Origin of the sequence: Streptomyces sp. Ru72, from assembly GCF_002920635.1 — a bacterium.
Lineage (GTDB): Bacteria > Actinomycetota > Actinomycetes > Streptomycetales > Streptomycetaceae > Streptomyces.
Window position 1 is genome coordinate 34,739 of record NZ_PQSR01000055.1, and the last position, 16,958, is coordinate 51,696.

Consider the following 16,958-nt stretch of genomic DNA (forward strand, 5'->3'; position numbering starts at 1 on the left):
CCGTGTTGTCCGCATTTGTCGACAGGCGTGTAACAGCGGTTAGAGGACGGACCGGGGGCGGGAAACCCGGGATCATGAACCACAACACCCCGCTCTCCCCCCGCCCCCTCCGCCATCTGTCCGACGTGCAGCGCCGGGTGCTGACCACCGCCCAGCTGCGCGCCCACGGAGTGACCGCCGCCGAGACCACCGGGAAGTGCCGGCCTGGCGGCCCCTGGCAGCAGTTCCTGCCCGGTGTGTACCTGCTGCACCCCGGCCCGCCGACCTCCGAGGAACGACTGCACGGGGTGCTGCTGTACGCGGCCCGTTCCTCGCTCGCCGACCCCGTCCCCGCGGTCCCGGCCCAGCCCGGCGCGGGCACTGCGCACCGCCCGCTGCCGTACACGGACGCGGTGCTCACCGGCCTGGCCGCTCTCGCTCTGTACGGCTTCGCCTCCGCGCCCGGGCTGTCGTCGCTGGAGAAGATCGACGTCCTGGTGCCGCGGACGCGCCGGCTGCGCAGCACCGGCTGCGCCCGGGTGGTCCGCACCCCGTCGCTGCCCGACCCCCGGCTGGTGACCGGCGTGCCCGTGGCCCCGGTCGCGCGCGCCCTGGCCGACGCGGTGGCCCAGGTGCCGGACGCGGTCGTGGTGCGCCGCCTGCTGACCGAGGCGGTCCGCGACGGGCACTGCGAACCAGCCGCGCTGGTACGGGAGTTGAACCAGGCGCGGCTGCTGAGCCGCCCGCACGTGGTGGACGCCGTGGACGCGCTGCTGGCGGAGAGCCGGGCGGTCGCGGAGGACCGCCTGTACCGGATGGTGCGCGAGCACGGGCTGCCGGACCCGGTCTGGAACGTGGACCTGAGGCTGCCGGGCGGCCCCTACCTCGGCGGCCTGGACGCGTACTGGCCCGAGCAGGCGGTGGCGCTGGAACTGGACACCCGCGCCCCGCGCCAGGACGAGGACGCGCTGTGGTCGGAGTACGCCCGCAAGCGCGAGCAGCTGGAGCGGCTCGGCATCACGGTCGTGTACCTGACGCCGAAGAAGCTGCGCGACTGTCCGGAGCAGCAGGCGACGGTGGTCCGTACGGCGCTGATGGCGTCCCTGGACCGGGAGCCGGCCGCGCCGGTGGAGGTGCTGCCCCGGTGACCGACCGGGGTGGCACGAGGAGGGGAGAGGAGGGGCCGCCGACAGGTGTCGGCGGCCCCTCCTCGTGCCCGGGTCCGGTTCGGCCCGGGGGCGCCGGCGAGCGTCAGAGCGGGTCCGGGAGCGGCGGTTCGGGGAGCGCGGGCTCCGGCTCCGGCGGGGTGGGCCGCATCGCCTCCGCGTGGACGCGGTCGATGAGGTCGGCGTACGAGGCGATCATGCGGGTGCGGCTGAAGCGCTCGCGGCTGCGAGCGAGGACGGGCGCGAGGTCGGTGCGCGCGGCGACGGCCTCGGTCCAGGCCCGGGCGATCGCGTCGGGGTCCGGCGGGGTGAGGTGGCCGTGCCCGGACACGATCAGCGCGCTGTCCCCCACGTCCGTGGCGACCGGGACGGCTCCGCACATCATGCCCTCGATCAGGCACAGCGGGGCCGCCTCGCCCCAGGACGAGGTCAGCGCCACCACGTCGGAGGCGGCGTAGACGGTCTCCATGTCGCGCCGGACGCCCAGCGCGTGCAGCCGCTCGGTGAGCCGCGTGTCCTCGCCGAAGACCTCCCGGATGTCGGCGGCCAGCCCCGGCTGGTCCCCGGTCATGCCCGCGCCGCACATCAGCACGTGCCCGGCGGGCTCACGGCGCAGCCAGGCGTGCGCGGCGCGCAGGAACAGCGGAACGTTCTTCATGGCGTCGTAGCGGGCCGCGAAGACGACGACCGGTGCGGTGTCCGGGATGCCGAGCACCTCCCGCATGCGAAGACGCCGGCTCGGGTCGGGGCGGAAGCGCAGCAGGTCGACCCCGTTGGGGATGACGTGCAGCAGCTCGGCCGGGATCCCGGCGGCCCGGTAGGCCTCCCGGGTGGACTCGGCGCAGCAGACGCAGGCGACCACGGTGCCGTCCGCGATGGCGGCCTTCAGCTCGGCGAGCGCCCCGCCCTGGTTCTCCGGGTCGGAGCGGTGCAGGCAGACGATCACCGGGCGGCGCGGCAGGCCCGCCTGGTTGAGCAGGCCGAGCGGCTGCTCCTTGAGCGACAGGACGACGTCGGCCCCCGCCATCGCCCGCGCCGTCTCCGCCAGCTCCGGCCCGCTGAAGACGGCCGGATCGACGGCCGGGGCCCCGGTCAGCCCGAAGGTGCGGCCCAGGGACGTGACCTCCACCCCGGCCGCGGTCAGCGAGCGGTAGCAGGCGTCGTCCCGCATGGCCTGCCGGGTGGCCTCACGGACCACTTCCCCGTGGACGCTGAGCACCCGGTGGTGCTGGCCGCCTTCGCGCAGCCCCAGCACGACGTCGCTGTGGAGGATCCGGGCGCCCCCGGAGAAGAAGCCGTCGTAGACCGACAGCACGCGCAGTTCGTGCCGTACGCGCACGTGACCACCCGCCTTGCACAAGTGTCGAACCATCCCCGTGAACAGCGGGTTGTCGCTATGAGGCGGCACAAATGTTTCGAGCGGATGAACACGACGTCTCATGTCCGGGTCGGCTGGGTTACGCCGTAATTCGCCGGTCTTGTACACCGTGATCCAGTGGCACACCGTATTTTCGGTGGCCAGGGACTGCGGCCGATGTGACGATGACCCGATGACCGAGCCGATCACCGCGACCACGGAGGACGGGCGCCGGTACACCGTCCGCGAGGCCGCACCCGACGACGAGCCGGGCGTGACGTCCCTTTTCGAGGCGAGCGCGGAGTACTTCGAGGCGGCCACGGGACTGCCCTCGGGCCCCGCCGACCTGCAGAGCCTGTACTACAGCCTGCCACCGGGAGCCGCCTGGCAGGACAAACGGATCCTGGTGGTGACCGAGGACACCGACGGCCCGGTGGTGGGGCTCGTCGACGCGGTGCTGCACCACCCGGACCCGGACGCCTGCGCGGTGGGCCTGTTCCTGCTGCACCCCTCCCTGTGGGGCACGGGAGCGGCCCGCCCCCTGGCCACCGTGCTGCTGAACCACGCGGCCGCCTCGGGCACCGCCCGTGTGACCGCGACGGTTCCGACGGACTGGGACCGGGGTCGCCGCTTCCTCGCCGCGCTCTCCTTCCGCTTCACGGGCCCGGCCCCACAGGGCCCGACGACCGCGAACCGCTCGACGGGGCCGCGGGAGCCGGTCGTGGAGAGGGCGGAGCTGGTGCTGCCGCGCACGGCGTGAGTCGCTCAGCCCTTGCGCCCCGGCGCCGTCATGACGCGGGCGGGTGACGCGGCCGGCTCCGGACGGGCCTGTCCGCGTGCGTCCGCCCGACCCGTTCGCCGCGCGGACCAGGACCGGTCGGTCCGTGCGCCCCCCGCGGCGCGGGGGGCCTCATCCCTCGGGCGGCCCAGCCGGCACGATGCGCCCCGCCGCGGGACGCTCCCGCCACAGCGCGAGTCCTGTATCGACGAGCCCCACCCGTCTGAGCCCGGGCACGGCGGCCGTGTCCTGCCAGGCGGCCAGATCCGTGGAGCCGCCGATCTCGTTGCGCAGGTCACCGCCGACCACCCGGCCCTCGTAGACGAGCCGTACACCGTGGTGGTCCACGGTGCGGCCGAAGCCGCGGCGGAATCGGCGGCGGATCGAGTCCACACCGAGCAGCCCGGTGACCTCGATGCGGTAGCCGGTCTCCTCCTCCACCTCCCGCACCACGGTGTCGTGGGGGTCCTCGCCGTGCTCCATGCCGCCGCCGGGCAGGGTCCACTCGGGGGTGCCGTCGGGGGCCCACCCGCGGGCGAGCAGGAGCCGGCCGTCGCGAACGCAGATGGCGTAGGCCGCCACCCTCAGTCGTGTACGCACTCGGGGCACGTTAGCCCGCCGCCTGCCGGATCGGCAGGGGGGTATTCGGGCGCAGACCAGCGCAACGGCGCGGCTCGAAGGATGCCCGAGGCGGCCGCGAGTTGTCCTCGTTCAGGGCCGAACTCCCCCAAGTCCATCGCGGGTTTTCCCCATACATCCATTTCGATTCGGTCAACACTCCCCAAACTCACGTTCCTTGCGTAAAGCTGTGCGATCGTCCGGGGTCGCCCACCGGACGACTACGACCAGGGCCGATCGGTCCCGGTCGGTCCCTGCACGCTCCTTTACCTACAAGGGATGCCGATGACCTTCACCCCCCAGCGCGGCCCGAAACGGGGCACGAGACGTGTGGCGCGCATAGCCGCGGCCACGGGGCTGGTGGCCGCGCTCTCCGCGGCCGGGCCGATACCCCTGGCCTTCTCCGCGGACCGCCCCCCGGCCGACGCCGACCCCGCCGTGAAGTCCGCGAGCGCCAAGCTCGGCTCGGACGACGCGGACCTGCTCGCCGAGGCCAAGGCCGACGGCGCCAAGAACGTCACCATGATGGTCGCGACCGCCCCCGGGCAGACCGAGCAGGTCGCCAAGGAGCTGGACGCGGTCAAGGGCGGCTTGGTGGGCCGCACCTACGACAAGCTCGGCTACGTCCGCGCCACCGTGCCCACGGCCGAGGCGGACTCGGCGATCGCCGCCGCCGAGAAGCTGTCCTCCGTGCACGCCATCGACCTGAAGCGGGACATCCCGCTCGACGACCCGTCACCGAGCTCGGACGGCGCCAAGTCCGGCGCGAAGGGCACCACTTACCCGGCCCCCGGCAAGAACACCCCGGCCAGGAACCCGTACAACCCGTCCTTCGAGACGGGCGCCGTCGACTTCGTGCAGGAGCACCCGAAGGCGGACGGCCGCGGCATCACCATCGGCATCCTCGACTCGGGCGTGGACCTGGGCCATCCGGCACTGCAGAAGACCACCACGGGCGAGCGGAAGATCGTCGACTGGGTGACCTCGACCGACCCGGTCGCGGACGGCGACGGCACCTGGCGGCGGATGACGACCGGCGTCTCCGGGCCCACGTTCTCCATCACGACCTCCACGCAGGGCACGGAGACGTTCAAGGCACCCGAGGGTTCGTACAAGTTCAGCTACATGTACGAGTCCGCCACCACCGGTGGCGACGAGAAGGGCGACCTCAACCGCGACGGGGACACCACGGACGCCTGGGGCGTGCTGTACGACCCGGCCACGGGCACCGTGCGCGTCGACACCGACGACAACCTCGACTTCACCGACGATGTGCCGATGAAGCCGTACAAGGACGGCTACCAGATCGGTTACTTCGGTACCGACAACCCGGCGACCGACGTCGTCGAGCGCGTCCCGTTCGTGGTCGAGATCCGCAAGGACGTCGTCTACAACTCCTCCGGCGCCAAGTCCGACTACGTCAACATCGGCGTCATCGAGTCCGAGCACGGCACCCACGTCGCCGGCATCACCGCCGCCAACGGCCTGTTCGGCGGGAAGATGAACGGCGCCGCCCCGGGCGCGAAGATCGTCTCCTCCCGGGCCTGCACCTGGACCGGCGGCTGCACCAACGTCGCGCTCACCGAGGGCATGATCGACCTCGTCGTCAACCGCGGCGTCGACATCGTCAACATGTCCATCGGCGGCCTGCCGGCGCTCAACGACGGCAACAACGCGCGCGCCGAGCTGTACACGCGCCTGATCGACACCTACGGCGTCCAGCTGGTGATCTCCGCGGGCAACTCCGGCCCCGGCGCCAACACCATCGGCGACCCCGGTCTCGCCGACAAGGTGATCTCGGTCGGCGCCGCCATCTCCAAGGACACCTGGGCCGCCAACTACGGCTCGGTCGTGGAGAAGAAGTACCAGATGATGCCCTTCTCCTCGCGCGGCCCGCGCGAGGACGGCGGCTTCACGCCGACGCTCGTCGCGCCCGGCGCCGCGATCAACACCACCCAGACCTGGCTGCCGGGCTCCCCGGTCGCCGAGGCGGGCTACTCGCTGCCGGCCGGATACTCCATGCTCCAGGGCACCTCGATGGCGTCCCCGCAGGCCGCGGGCGCGAGCGCGCTGCTGCTGTCCGCCGCCAAGCAGAAGGGCATCGACCTCACGCCCGCGAAGCTGCGCACGGCGCTGACCTCGACCGCCGACCACATCAACGGTGTGCAGGCGTACGAGGAGGGCGCGGGCCGCATCAACATCGTCGACGCCTGGGACGCGATCCGCGACGACGCGACCTCCCACGACTACACCGTGAAGGCCCCGGTCGACACCGCGATCGACTACGCCCTGAAGACCCCCGGCTTCGGCACCGGCCTGTACGACCGCGAGGGCGGCCTCAAGGCGGGCGAGAAGAAGACGTACGACATCACCGTCACCCGTACCTCCGGCCCCGACCGGCCGGTCTGGCACACGCTGGACTTCGAGAACAACGCGGGTGACACCTTCCGCCTCCTCGGCTCGCCCCTGGTGAAGCTGCCGCTGAACCAGCCGGTGACCGTGAAGGTCCAGGCCGCGCCGCGCTCGGCGGGCATCAAGAGCGCGATCCTCGAGGTCGACGACCCGTTCACCGAGGGCGTCGACAAGCAGATCCTCACCACGGTCGTGGTGTCGAGCCCCGTCAAGTACACCTACTCGGCGTCGGGTTCGGTGCAGCGCAACAGCACCCGGTCCTACTTCCTGACCGTGCCCGAGGGCGCGAAGTCGCTGGAGGTGGCGATCGGCGGGCTGAAGGACAAGAGCCAGACCCGGTTCATCGCGATCCACCCGTACGGCACTCCGGTCGACAACACCTCGACGCCGTACTGCTACAACAACTACCTCGACGGCAACGGCTGCAAGCCCGACGTGCGCTCGTACGCGGACCCGCAGGCCGGTGTCTGGGAGGTCGAGGTCGAGTCGCGCCGCACCTCGCCACTGCTCGACAACCCCTACACGCTGGACGTCACCGTCCTCGGCGCGGCGTTCGACCCCGAGACCGTGACCGTGCCCGAGGCGAAGGTCGGCACCCCGGCCGCCGCCTCCTGGAAGGTGACCAACGAGTTCGCCGCGCTCGACGGCAAGCTGGTCGGCGGCCCCCTCGGTTCGTCCAAGACGGCCCGGCCGACGATCAAGAACGGCGAGACGCAGACCACCACGGTGGACGTGCCGGCCGGCGCCAAGTCCCTCGACGTCGTCATCGGGGGCGTCTCCGACACGGCGGCCGACCTCGACCTGATGGTGTACGACGCCTCCGGCAAGGAGGTCGGCAGGTCCGCCGACGGTGACTCGGACGAAGCGGTCTCCGTACCGTCCCCGGCCGCCGGCACCTACACCATCGAGGTCGTGGGTTACTCGGTCCCGTCCGGCTCGACCGCCTACGACTACCGGGACGTGTTCTTCTCCTCCGCGCTCGGTTCCGTCACGGTCGACGGCTCGACCCCGGTCAAGCTCGGCACGGGCGACTCCGCGACGGTGTCCGGCACGGTCACCCCGGCCGCTCCGGCACCCGAGGGCCGGGAGTTCTTCGGCCGGGTCCAGCTGGTGAACGCGCGCGGCACGGTCGCGGGCACCGGCAGCGTGAAGATCGAGAAGGTCACACCGTAGGGCTCCCTGCGGCTGTGGGGGCGGGCGTCCGTGGGGGCGCCCGCCCTTTCTCTCGTCCGCCCGGCCGATGGGGCGTACATCACATCGTCGTGTGCGCCGGACGGGGCGGGGGCAGGCACGAGGCAGCACAGCTTGCTGTGCGGGACCCCCGTCGGCTGAATTTCTACAGCTCAGCGGGGCGGACGCCGCAGTTCCGCAACCGCCGGACAGGCCGTCGCGTCCCATTCCTCGGGCACGCCGTACAAAGAATTGGACAGGCGGGCCGGGGTCGGCCGCATGATGGAAAAGCCTCGGTCAGGCAACAGGCACGCAAAGATCACGAGAGGGAGTCGCCGTGAGGGTCGGAATCGTCGGAGCGACCGGTCAGGTCGGCACGGTCATGCGCAGGATCCTCGCCGAACGCGACTTCCCGGTCACCCAGCTGCGTCTGTTCGCCTCGGCCCGTTCGGCGGGGACCATCCTCGACGGCGTGACGGTGGAGGACGCGGCGACCGCCGACTACACCGGCCTGGACATCGTGCTGTTCTCGGCGGGCGGTGCGACCTCCAGGGCGCTGGCCGAGAAGGTCGCCTCGCAGGGTGCCGTCGTGATCGACAACTCCTCCGCGTGGCGCAAGGACCCGGACGTGCCGCTGGTCGTCTCCGAGGTGAACCCGCACGCGGTGGTGAACCGGCCGAAGGGCATCATCGCCAACCCGAACTGCACGACGATGGCCGCGATGCCGGTGCTCAAGCCCCTGCACGAGGAGGCGGGCCTCGAGGCGCTGGTCGTCGCCACCTACCAGGCGGTGTCCGGCTCGGGCCTCGCGGGCGTGGCGGAGCTGCACGGGCAGGCGCAGAAGGTGGTCGCCGAGGCCGACAAGCTGACGCACGACGGTGAGGCGCTCGACTTCCCCGAGCCGCAGGTCTACAAGCGCCCCATCGCCTTCAACGTCGTCCCCTTCGCGGGCAACCTCGTCGACGACGGCCTGAACGAGACCGACGAGGAGCAGAAGCTCCGCAACGAGTCCCGCAAGATCCTGGAGATCCCCGAGCTGAAGGTCTCCGGCACCTGCGTGCGCGTCCCGGTGTTCTCCGGCCACTCGCTCCAGGTCAACGCCCGCTTCACGCGTCCGCTGTCGGTGGAGCGCGCGACCGAGCTGCTGGCCGGCGCGCCCGGCGTGGCCCTCTCCGACATCCCGACCCCGCTGCAGGCGGCCGGCAAGGACCCGTCGTACGTGGGTCGCATCCGCCGCGACGAGACGGTGGAGAACGGCCTGGCGCTGTTCGTCTCCAACGACAACCTCCGCAAGGGGGCGGCGCTCAACGCCGTCCAGATCGCGGAGCTGGTGGCGGCCGAGCTGAGCGAATAGGGAAAACCCTCAGGTTGAAGGGGCGCGCACCACTGCGGGTGCGCGCCCCTTGCTGTAGGCCCTGATCATCGCCGAACGTGGCGGTGACGTGGAAGGATGACGGAACCGACACATCACGAGGAGATGACCGCGTGCCTGGCACAAACCTGACTCGCGAAGAGGCGCAGCAGCGGGCGAAGCTGCTCACCGTTGACTCGTACGAGATCGATCTCGACCTCTCCGGCGCGCAGGAGGGCGGCACCTACCGGTCCGTGACCACGGTGCGCTTCGATTCCGCGGAGAACGGCGCGGAGTCCTTCATCGACCTGGTGGCCCCGACCGTCCACGAGGTCACCCTGAACGGCGACCCCCTCGACCCGGCCGAGGTCTTCAAGGACTCGCGGATCGCCCTGCCCGGCCTCCTCGAGGGCCCCAACATCCTCCGCGTCGTCGCCGACTGCGCCTACACCAACACCGGCGAGGGCCTGCACCGCTTCGTCGACCCCGTCGACGACCAGGCCTACCTCTACACCCAGTTCGAGGTGCCCGACGCCCGGCGGGTGTTCGCCTCCTTCGAGCAGCCGGACCTGAAGGCCACCTTCCAGTTCACTGTGAAGGCGCCCAGCGGCTGGACCGTCATTTCCAACTCGCCCACCCCCGAGCCCAAGGACGACGTCTGGGTCTTCGAGCCGACGCCGCGGATCTCGACCTATGTCACCGCGCTGATCGTCGGCCCGTACCACTCCGTGCACAGCGTGTACGAGAAGGACGGCCAGAGCGTCCCGCTCGGCATCTACTGCCGGCCCTCCCTCGCCGAGTACCTCGACTCGGACGCGATCTTCGAGGTGACCCGGCAGGGCTTCGAGTGGTTCCAGGAGAAGTTCGACTTCGCGTACCCGTTCAAGAAGTACGACCAGCTCTTCGTGCCGGAGTTCAACGCGGGCGCGATGGAGAACGCGGGCGCGGTCACCCTGCGCGACCAGTACGTGTTCCGCTCGAAGGTGACGGACGCGGCGTACGAGGCCCGGGCCGCCACGATCCTGCACGAGCTGGCCCACATGTGGTTCGGCGACCTGGTGACCATGGAGTGGTGGAACGACCTGTGGCTGAACGAGTCGTTCGCCACCTACGCCGAGGCCGCCTGCCAGGCGCTCCACCCCGCCTCCCGGTGGCCGCACTCCTGGACCACGTTCGCCAACCAGATGAAGACGTGGGCGTACCGGCAGGACCAGCTGCCCTCCACCCACCCGATCATGGCCGAGATCAACGACCTGGACGACGTCCTGGTCAACTTCGACGGCATCACGTACGCCAAGGGCGCCAGCGTGCTCAAGCAGCTCGTCGCGTACGTCGGCATGGACGAGTTCTTCCGCGGTGTGCAGGCGTACTTCAAGCGCCACGCCTACGGCAACACGCGCCTGTCGGACCTGCTGGGCGCCCTGGAGGAGACCTCCGGCCGGGACCTGAAGACATGGTCCAAGAAGTGGCTGGAGACCGCGGGCATCAACATCCTGCGGCCCGAGATCGAGACGGACGAGCACGGCGTCATCACGTCCTTCGCGATCCGCCAGGAGGCTCCCGCCCTGCCCGCCGGCGCCAAGGGCGAGCCGACCCTGCGTCCGCACCGCATCGCCATCGGCCTGTACGGCCTCGACGCGGACAGCGGCAAGCTGCTGCGCGCCGAGGACGGCCGGATCGAGGTGGACGTCGACGGCGAGCTGACCGCCGTGCCGCAGCTGACCGGCCGGCGCCGCCCGGACGTCATCCTGCTCAACGACGACGACCTGTCCTACGCCAAGGTCCGCCTGGACGAGAAGTCGCTGGCCTTCGTCACCGAGCACCTGGGCGACTTCGAGTCCTCGCTGCCGCGCGCCCTGTGCTGGGCGTCGGCCTGGGACATGACCCGGGACGCGGAGCTGGCGACCCGCGAGTACCTCTCGCTGGTCCTGTCCGGCATCGCCAAGGAGTCCGACATCGGTGTCGTGCAGTCGCTGCACCGCCAGGTGAAGCTGGCGATCGACCTGTACGCCGACCCGTCCGCTCGCGAGGCGCTGCTGACCCGGTGGACGGACGCGACCCTCGCCCATCTGCGTGCCGCCGAGCCGGGCAGCGACCACCAGCTCGCCTGGGCGCGCGCCTTCGCGGCGACCGCCCGCACCCCGGAGCAGCTGGATCTGCTGGAGGCGCTGCTCGACGGTTCGCAGTCGGTGGAGGGCCTGGTCGTGGACACCGAGCTGCGCTGGGCGTTCGTGGAGCGGCTCGCCGCGGTGGGCCGCTTCGACGAGGCGGAGATCGCGGGCGAGCTGGAGCGCGACAAGACGGCGGCCGGTGAGCGGCACGCGGCCACCGCCCGGGCCGCCCGCCCGACCGCGGAGGCCAAGGCTGAGGCGTGGGCGTCGGTCGTGGAGTCCGACAAGCTGCCGAACGCCGTGCAGGAGGCCGTGATCGCCGGCTTCGTCGACACCGACCAGCGGGAGCTGCTCGCCCCGTACGCGGAGAAGTACTTCGAGGTCGTCAGGGACATCTGGGACTCGCGTTCGCACGAGATGGCCCAGCAGATCGTGGTCGGTCTCTACCCGTCGATCCAGGTGTCCGAGGACACGCTGGCGAAGACCGACACCTGGCTGGCCTCCGCCGAACCGCCTCCGGCACTGCGGCGCCTGGTCTCGGAGGCCCGCGCGGGCATCGAACGGGCACTGAAGGCCCAGGCGGCGGACGCGGCCGCGGCCTGATCGCACGCGGAAGGGGCGCTCGGCTCGGTGCCGGGCGCCCCTTTCTCAGTGGCCGAACGCTGAGTGGCCGAACGCTCAGTGGCCGCCTTCAGTGGCCGAGTGCTCAGTGGCCGCGACGGACCGGTCGGTTCGCTCGCCGGTACGGTCATCCCCGGCCCGTCCAGCTGAGCAGCGCGGCCTCGATCTGGGCGGCGTCCGGCGTCTCGGCGGCCCAGGCGACATAGCCGTCCGGCCGTACCAGCACGGTCGTGCGCCGTTCGCCCGCCCAGTGCTCCACGGCCAGCCGGTCCTTGCGGCCGGCCTCGTCGTAGGGGCCCGGGGTGATCAGCACGAACCGGCCGCCCCGCAGGGCCTCGTAGAGCCGGCCGCCGGTGAGGGCCACGTCCGGGATGCGCCTGCCGGTCAAGGGGTGAGCGCCGCGGGGAGCGGCGTAGGCGTAGCCGATGCCGGTGACCTGGCCCGTCATGCGCCGCCGGAGGGGGCCGACGTGGGTGACGGCGGCGGCGAGCACGGTGCGCAGTGCGAGGGTCCAGGGGCGCTTGGCCATGGCGAGGCGCACGATGCCGCCGCTGCTGCGCAGCACCGACCTGCCGACGGGGTGCCGCTCGGCCTGGTAGGTGTCCAGGAGCGCGGGGTCGGCGTGGCCGCGCAGGACGGCGGCGAGCTTCCAGGAGAGGTTCGCGGCGTCCTGCAGACCGGTGTTCATGCCCTGCCCGCCGGCCGGGGTGTGCACATGCGCGGCGTCCCCGGCGAGGAAGACGCGGCCGACCCGGTAGGCGGGCGCCTGGCGCTCGTCGCTGTGGAAGCGGGACATCCAGCGCGCGTCGCGCATGCCGTAGTCGCGGCCGAGCGCGAGACGGACGGTGTCGCGGACCTCGTCGAGGTCGAGCGGCGCGCTGTCGGGGACGTTGCGGCCGCGGTGCCAGGCGATGACGCGGTGGTAGCCGTCGCCGAACGGCGCGATGAAGGCGAAGGCGTCACCGACGGCGTTGGCGGTCAGCGTCCGCTCGGGCTGCTCGTCGAGGAGGACGTCGGCGAGGACGACGGAACGGATGACGGACTTGCCCGGGAAGGGCAGGCCGATCGAGGTGCGTACGGCGCTGTGGAGGCCGTCGGCACCCACGGCATAGGCGGCGCGCAGTTCGCCGGGCTCGCCGTCGGGGCGGCGGACGTGCAGCGTCACACCGTCGGCGTCCTGGCCGACGCCGGTGACCTCGGTCTCGTACAGGAACCGCACCCCGGCGTCGGCCGCGCGCCGCTCCAGCGCCTTCTCGACCTCGTACTGGGGCAGGACGAGCAGGTGGTGGAAGCGGGAGGGGAGCGTGTCGAGCCGGATGGAGAGCCCGCCGAAGAGGCGGATGTCGGAGAGCGGCTGTCCCTTGGCCTCGAGGTCGTCGGCGAGATCGCGGGCGTCGAGTTGCTCCAGGGTGCGGGCGTGCAGGACGAAGGCGCGGGAGAGGTTGCTGATCCTGTGGGGGCGCTTCTCGACGAGGGTGACCGGGACGCCGGCGGTGGCGAGGTCACCGGCGAGGAGGAGACCCGTGGGGCCGGAGCCGACGACAAGGACGCCGGTGGGGGTGGCTTCTGCGTCGCCGTCGCTGGGAGCGGTGGTGACGGTGGTGCGGGGCGTCTGTGCCATGGCTGCCTCCTGGTGCCAACGCGTGTAGGCCAACGCTCGTTGGCCAACATACGTTGGCCAACGCTGGACGGTCAACACCTGTTGGCCTACGTTTGTTGGCATGTCCGAAAAGCCCCCACCCCGCCGCTCCGACGCCACCCGCGGCGCGATCCTCACCGCCGCCCGGGAACGCTTCGCCTCCGACGGCTACGAGCGCACCACCATCCGCGCGATCGCCAGGGACGCGCGGATCGACCCGTCCATGGTGATGCGCTACTACGGTTCCAAGGAGGGCCTCTTCGACGCGGTGCTCGACGTCGACCTGCGCCTGCCCGACCTGAAGGGGGTGCCCCGGCAGGATGTGGGCGTGGTGCTGGTGAACCACTTCCTCACGCTCTGGGAGGAGAACCACGACGCGCTCACCGCGCTGCTGCGCGTCGGCGTCACCAACCCGGCAGGGGCCGGCCGCCTCCAGGAGATCTTCCGGGACCAGCTGCTTCCGGTCGCACGGCAGACCTGTCCCGACCCCGAGCAGGCGCCCACCCGGGCCGGGCTCGCCGCCTCGCAGGTCGTCGGGATGGCGTTCGCCCGGTACGTCCTGAAGATCCCGCCGGCCGTCGCCCTGGCCCGCGAGGAGGTGGTGGCCTGGCTGGCCCCTACGTTGCGGCGCTACCTCACCGCACCGCATCCGTAGACCCGAAGGTGTGGAGAACGACGGTAGGCCCGCCCAGCCGTGGGCCTACGAACACGCCGAGGGAGCCCACGCACCCGACCGGTGCGCGGACTCCCTCGGCGGACAGTACGCGTGTGGGCGTCAGCCCTGCTTGGACTCCTTGCGGGTCTTGTCGGTCACCATGACCAGGCCCGCGATGACCAGGAACAGCACGATGGGCGCCGCCACGAACAGCCCCAGCGTGTCGGCCACGCTCAGGCCCTTGCCGGGGTCGTCGCCGTCGTCGCGGGTCAGCGCGAGCGCGGGGGACGACATGAGCAGCATCATCAGCGTCGTACCGGCGGCCAGGGCGCCGGCGCGCAGGGCGTTCTTCTTGTCCACGGTGCAAAAGTAGCGAACGCCCGAACGGCCCGCGCGCCCGGGGGTGCCGTACCGGGCCGCCGAGGTGCCGTTGCGGTCCCCAGGGGCCGCATGGGGGCCGCCCGCAATGCCGTTCCGCGCCTACCGGCCCCGTACCACGTCCATCAGCGCATACAGCCGCGGCGAGGCCGCCAGGTCCTCCAGCGTCACCGGGCGCCCCTGCGCGTCCGCGATCGGCAGGCGCCAGTTCGGGTACTGGTCCCAGGTGCCCGGCAGGTTCTGCGGGCGGCGGTCGCCGACCGCATCGGGCAGCCAGACGCCGACCAGCCGGGCGGGGGTGCGCAGCAGGAAGCGGTGGACGGCCTGGATCTCCCTCTCCTCCGACACCGCCGAGTGCCCGCCGCTGCCTCCTTCGAGCAGGCCGAGCCGCGACAGCAGGGCGAGCCACTGGCCGGTCTCGGCTGCCGCTTCGGCGCGCTCCTCGGCCAGGGGGCGGGTGAGCAGGCCGAGCCGGTCGCGGAGTTCGACGTGCTCTCCGCTGAGCCGGGCGGCGGTGGGCGGCAGGTCGTGGGTGGTGGCGGTGGCCAGGCAGTCGGCACGCCAGCGTTCGGGCGGCAGCGGCTGCCCGTCGCCCTCCCAGTCCCGTTCGAACCACAGGACGGACGTGCCGAGCACCCCGCGCTCGTGCAGCGTCTCGCGCACCCCGGGCTCCACCGTCCCGAGGTCCTCGCCGATGACCAGCGCCCCGGCGCGCGAGGCCTCCAGTACCAGGACGGCGAGCATGGCCTCGGCGTCGTAGCGGACGTAGGTGCCCTCGGTGGGCGGCTGCCCCTGCGGCACCCACCACAGCCGGAACAGGCCCATGACGTGGTCGATGCGCAGCGCGCCCGCGTGCCGCAGCAGGGCGCGCAGCAGCCGGCGGTAGGGGGCGTAGCCGGAGGCGGCGAGCCGGTCGGGGCGCCAGGGCGGCAGGCCCCAGTCCTGGCCGCGCGGGTTGAAGGCGTCCGGCGGGGCGCCCACCGACATCCCGGACGCCAGGTACTCCTGCTGGGCCCAGGCGTCGGCACCGCCCGGGTGCACGCCGACCGCGAGGTCGTGGATCAGCCCGACCGGCATTCCGGCGTCGCGGGCGGTGCGCTGGGCGGTGGCGAGCTGGGCGTCGGTGAGCCAGGCGAGCCGGCTGTGGAAGTCGACGCGGTCCATCAGCTCGGCGCGGGCGCGGCCGGTCGCGGCCGAGCGGGGGTCGCGCAGCCGGGAGGGCCAGCTGTGCCAGTCGGGACCGTAGAGCTCGGCGAGCGCGTACCAGGTGGCGTGGTCCTCCAGTTCCTGGCCCTGCTCGGCGAGGAAGTCGGCGTAGGCGGCGCGCCGTCCGGGCCCGAGCGGGACGGCGTGCACGACCTCCAGCGCCTCGCGTTTGAGCTGCCACACGGCGTCGCGGTCGATCAACTCGCCCTTGTCGAGGACGGATTCCCGCAGCCGCGCGGCGCGCTCCAGCAGCGTTCGGATGCGGGAGCGGTCCTCGGCGTAGGGGAACTCGGGGATGTCCTCGACGCGCAGGTGCACGGGGTCCGGGTAGCGGCGGGAGGAGGGGCGGTAGGGGGACGGGTCGGTGGGAGCGCCGGGTACGGCCGCGTGCAACGGGTTGACCTGCACGAACCCCGCGCCGAGCGCACGTCCGGCCCAGGCGGTGAGTTCGGCCAGGTCGCCGAGGTCGCCCATGCCCCAGGAGCGGTGGGAGAGCAGGGAGTAGAGCTGGACGAGCAGTCCGCAGGAGCGCCCCGGCGGCGCGGGCAGCCTGGCGGGAGCGGCGATGAGGTGGGCCTCGGCCGTGCGGCCGTCGGGGGCGGTGACGTGGAGGGTGTGCACGCCGGGCGGGAGGTCGTCGGCGGAGGCGCGCGTCTCGCCCTGTTCGGTCTCGACGCGCACCCGGGTGCCGTCCGGGAGGGCGGCGAGCGCGGCGGGCGGCTCGCCGCCCCAGCCGACCACGGTGGGGGGCAGCAGCCGTTCGCGCAGCTCGCTTTCACGGGCGGCCAGGGCGTCGCCCACGGCGTCCGAGGTGCTCGCGTCCACGCCGAGCGCGGCGAGGGCGGCGGTGACCGCGGCGTCCGAGGCCGTGACCGTACGGTCCGGCGAGGGGCGGTAGGAGGTGGCGACGCCGTGCAGCGCGGCGAGCCGGGACAGGGGCGTGTCGTCGCGCGCGGGGTCCGCCGGTGCCATCTAGTACCCCATGGGGTCCGGGCCGGCGGCCAGGGGCTCGCTGGTCAGGGGGGCGACGTCGGCGAGCGGGGGTTCGCTGGTGAGGGGCTCGGCGTCGGGCAGCGGCGGCTCGCTGGTCAGCGGCGCCTGAGTGCGGGCGCCCTCTGCACTGAGGACGCCGATCGGGGCCCGGGGGGCGGCGGACGGTTCCGCGCGACGTTTGGACAGGGTCGGGAGCGGATGGTGTGCCGGTGCGGCCACGGGGGCCTCCTTGTCGTCGTGCGACGTTCTGCGGGTGAGTGCAGCCCTACCCAGTGGGGGCGTGCGCAGACGTGTGAGGACGGACAACGTGGGTCTGGTCACAAAACGTACTGCCGCGCCGCCTCCCCGGGCCGCCGACACCCCACAGAAAGGTAAAAGGCAAGAAAACAAACGTTGTTGACAAGGTGAAGAAGTTAAGTGATCTTTAAAGGCCCCTTCGGACCCTGCCCGGTCCAAAGGGGCCAGGAGGCACATCCGCCTCCGGAGCACATGATCCGCAACCTGATGAGGAGTAACAGACATGC

Annotated in this window: 12 protein-coding genes; 6 read left to right on the forward strand and 6 right to left on the reverse strand. The window is 72.2% G+C overall.

Annotated elements, in window-relative coordinates:
• Positions 1-74 precede the first annotated feature (74 nt).
• Positions 75-1,127, forward strand: coding sequence for a hypothetical protein (locus tag C3488_RS23790; RefSeq protein ID WP_103842560.1), 1,053 nt, complete (start codon positions 75-77; stop codon positions 1,125-1,127).
• A gap of 103 nt (positions 1,128-1,230) precedes the next feature.
• Here C3488_RS23790 and C3488_RS23795 read toward each other — a convergent pair whose 3' ends face one another.
• Complete coding sequence (locus C3488_RS23795; protein ID WP_103842597.1) at positions 1,231-2,460, reverse strand: glycosyltransferase; 1,230 nt, start codon at positions 2,458-2,460, stop codon at positions 1,231-1,233.
• Positions 2,461-2,695: 235 nt separating this feature from the next.
• On the opposite strand from C3488_RS23795, the gene C3488_RS23800 reads away from it, so the two are divergent.
• A complete protein-coding gene (locus C3488_RS23800; protein ID WP_103842562.1) occupies positions 2,696-3,262 on the forward strand; it encodes a GNAT family N-acetyltransferase in 567 nt (188 codons plus the stop codon).
• A 150-nt stretch (positions 3,263-3,412) separates the two neighbouring features.
• Here C3488_RS23800 and C3488_RS23805 read toward each other — a convergent pair whose 3' ends face one another.
• A complete protein-coding gene (locus tag C3488_RS23805; RefSeq protein WP_258053618.1) occupies positions 3,413-3,880 on the reverse strand; it encodes an NUDIX hydrolase in 468 nt (155 codons plus the stop codon).
• 303 nt (positions 3,881-4,183) lie between these two features.
• Between C3488_RS23805 and C3488_RS23810 the strand changes: the two genes are divergently transcribed.
• From C3488_RS23810 to pepN, 3 genes are all read left to right on the forward strand, one after another.
• Positions 4,184-7,483 carry a S8 family serine peptidase gene (locus C3488_RS23810; protein ID WP_103842579.1) on the forward strand — a complete coding sequence of 1,100 codons (3,300 nt, stop codon included), beginning with the start codon at positions 4,184-4,186 and terminating at the stop codon, positions 7,481-7,483.
• Between the two features lie 334 nt (positions 7,484-7,817).
• Positions 7,818-8,834, forward strand: coding sequence for an aspartate-semialdehyde dehydrogenase (locus tag C3488_RS23815; RefSeq protein WP_103842581.1), 1,017 nt, complete (start codon positions 7,818-7,820; stop codon positions 8,832-8,834).
• 131 nt (positions 8,835-8,965) lie between these two features.
• Positions 8,966-11,545 (forward strand): aminopeptidase N, encoded by a 2,580-nt coding sequence (pepN, locus tag C3488_RS23820; protein WP_103842583.1) that lies wholly within the window; start codon positions 8,966-8,968, stop codon positions 11,543-11,545.
• Positions 11,546-11,690: 145 nt separating this feature from the next.
• Here the strand turns inward: pepN and C3488_RS23825 are convergent, their stop codons facing one another.
• Complete coding sequence (locus C3488_RS23825) at positions 11,691-13,184, reverse strand: FAD-dependent monooxygenase (protein ID WP_103842585.1); 1,494 nt, start codon at positions 13,182-13,184, stop codon at positions 11,691-11,693.
• Between the two features lie 100 nt (positions 13,185-13,284).
• Between C3488_RS23825 and C3488_RS23830 the strand changes: the two genes are divergently transcribed.
• Entirely contained in the window at positions 13,285-13,857 is a 573-nt protein-coding gene (locus tag C3488_RS23830; RefSeq protein WP_103842587.1) for a TetR family transcriptional regulator, read from the forward strand.
• A gap of 120 nt (positions 13,858-13,977) precedes the next feature.
• Here the strand turns inward: C3488_RS23830 and C3488_RS23835 are convergent, their stop codons facing one another.
• The 3 genes from C3488_RS23835 to C3488_RS23845 all read right to left on the reverse strand — a co-directional run bounded on the left by C3488_RS23835 (position 13,978) and on the right by C3488_RS23845 (position 16,653).
• Entirely contained in the window at positions 13,978-14,217 is a 240-nt protein-coding gene (locus tag C3488_RS23835; RefSeq protein ID WP_103842589.1) for a hypothetical protein, read from the reverse strand.
• A gap of 120 nt (positions 14,218-14,337) precedes the next feature.
• Complete coding sequence (gene malQ / locus C3488_RS23840; protein ID WP_103842591.1) at positions 14,338-16,413, reverse strand: 4-alpha-glucanotransferase; 2,076 nt, start codon at positions 16,411-16,413, stop codon at positions 14,338-14,340.
• Positions 16,414-16,653, reverse strand: coding sequence for a hypothetical protein (locus C3488_RS23845; RefSeq protein ID WP_103842593.1), 240 nt, complete (start codon positions 16,651-16,653; stop codon positions 16,414-16,416).
• Positions 16,654-16,958: the final 305 nt, after the last annotated feature.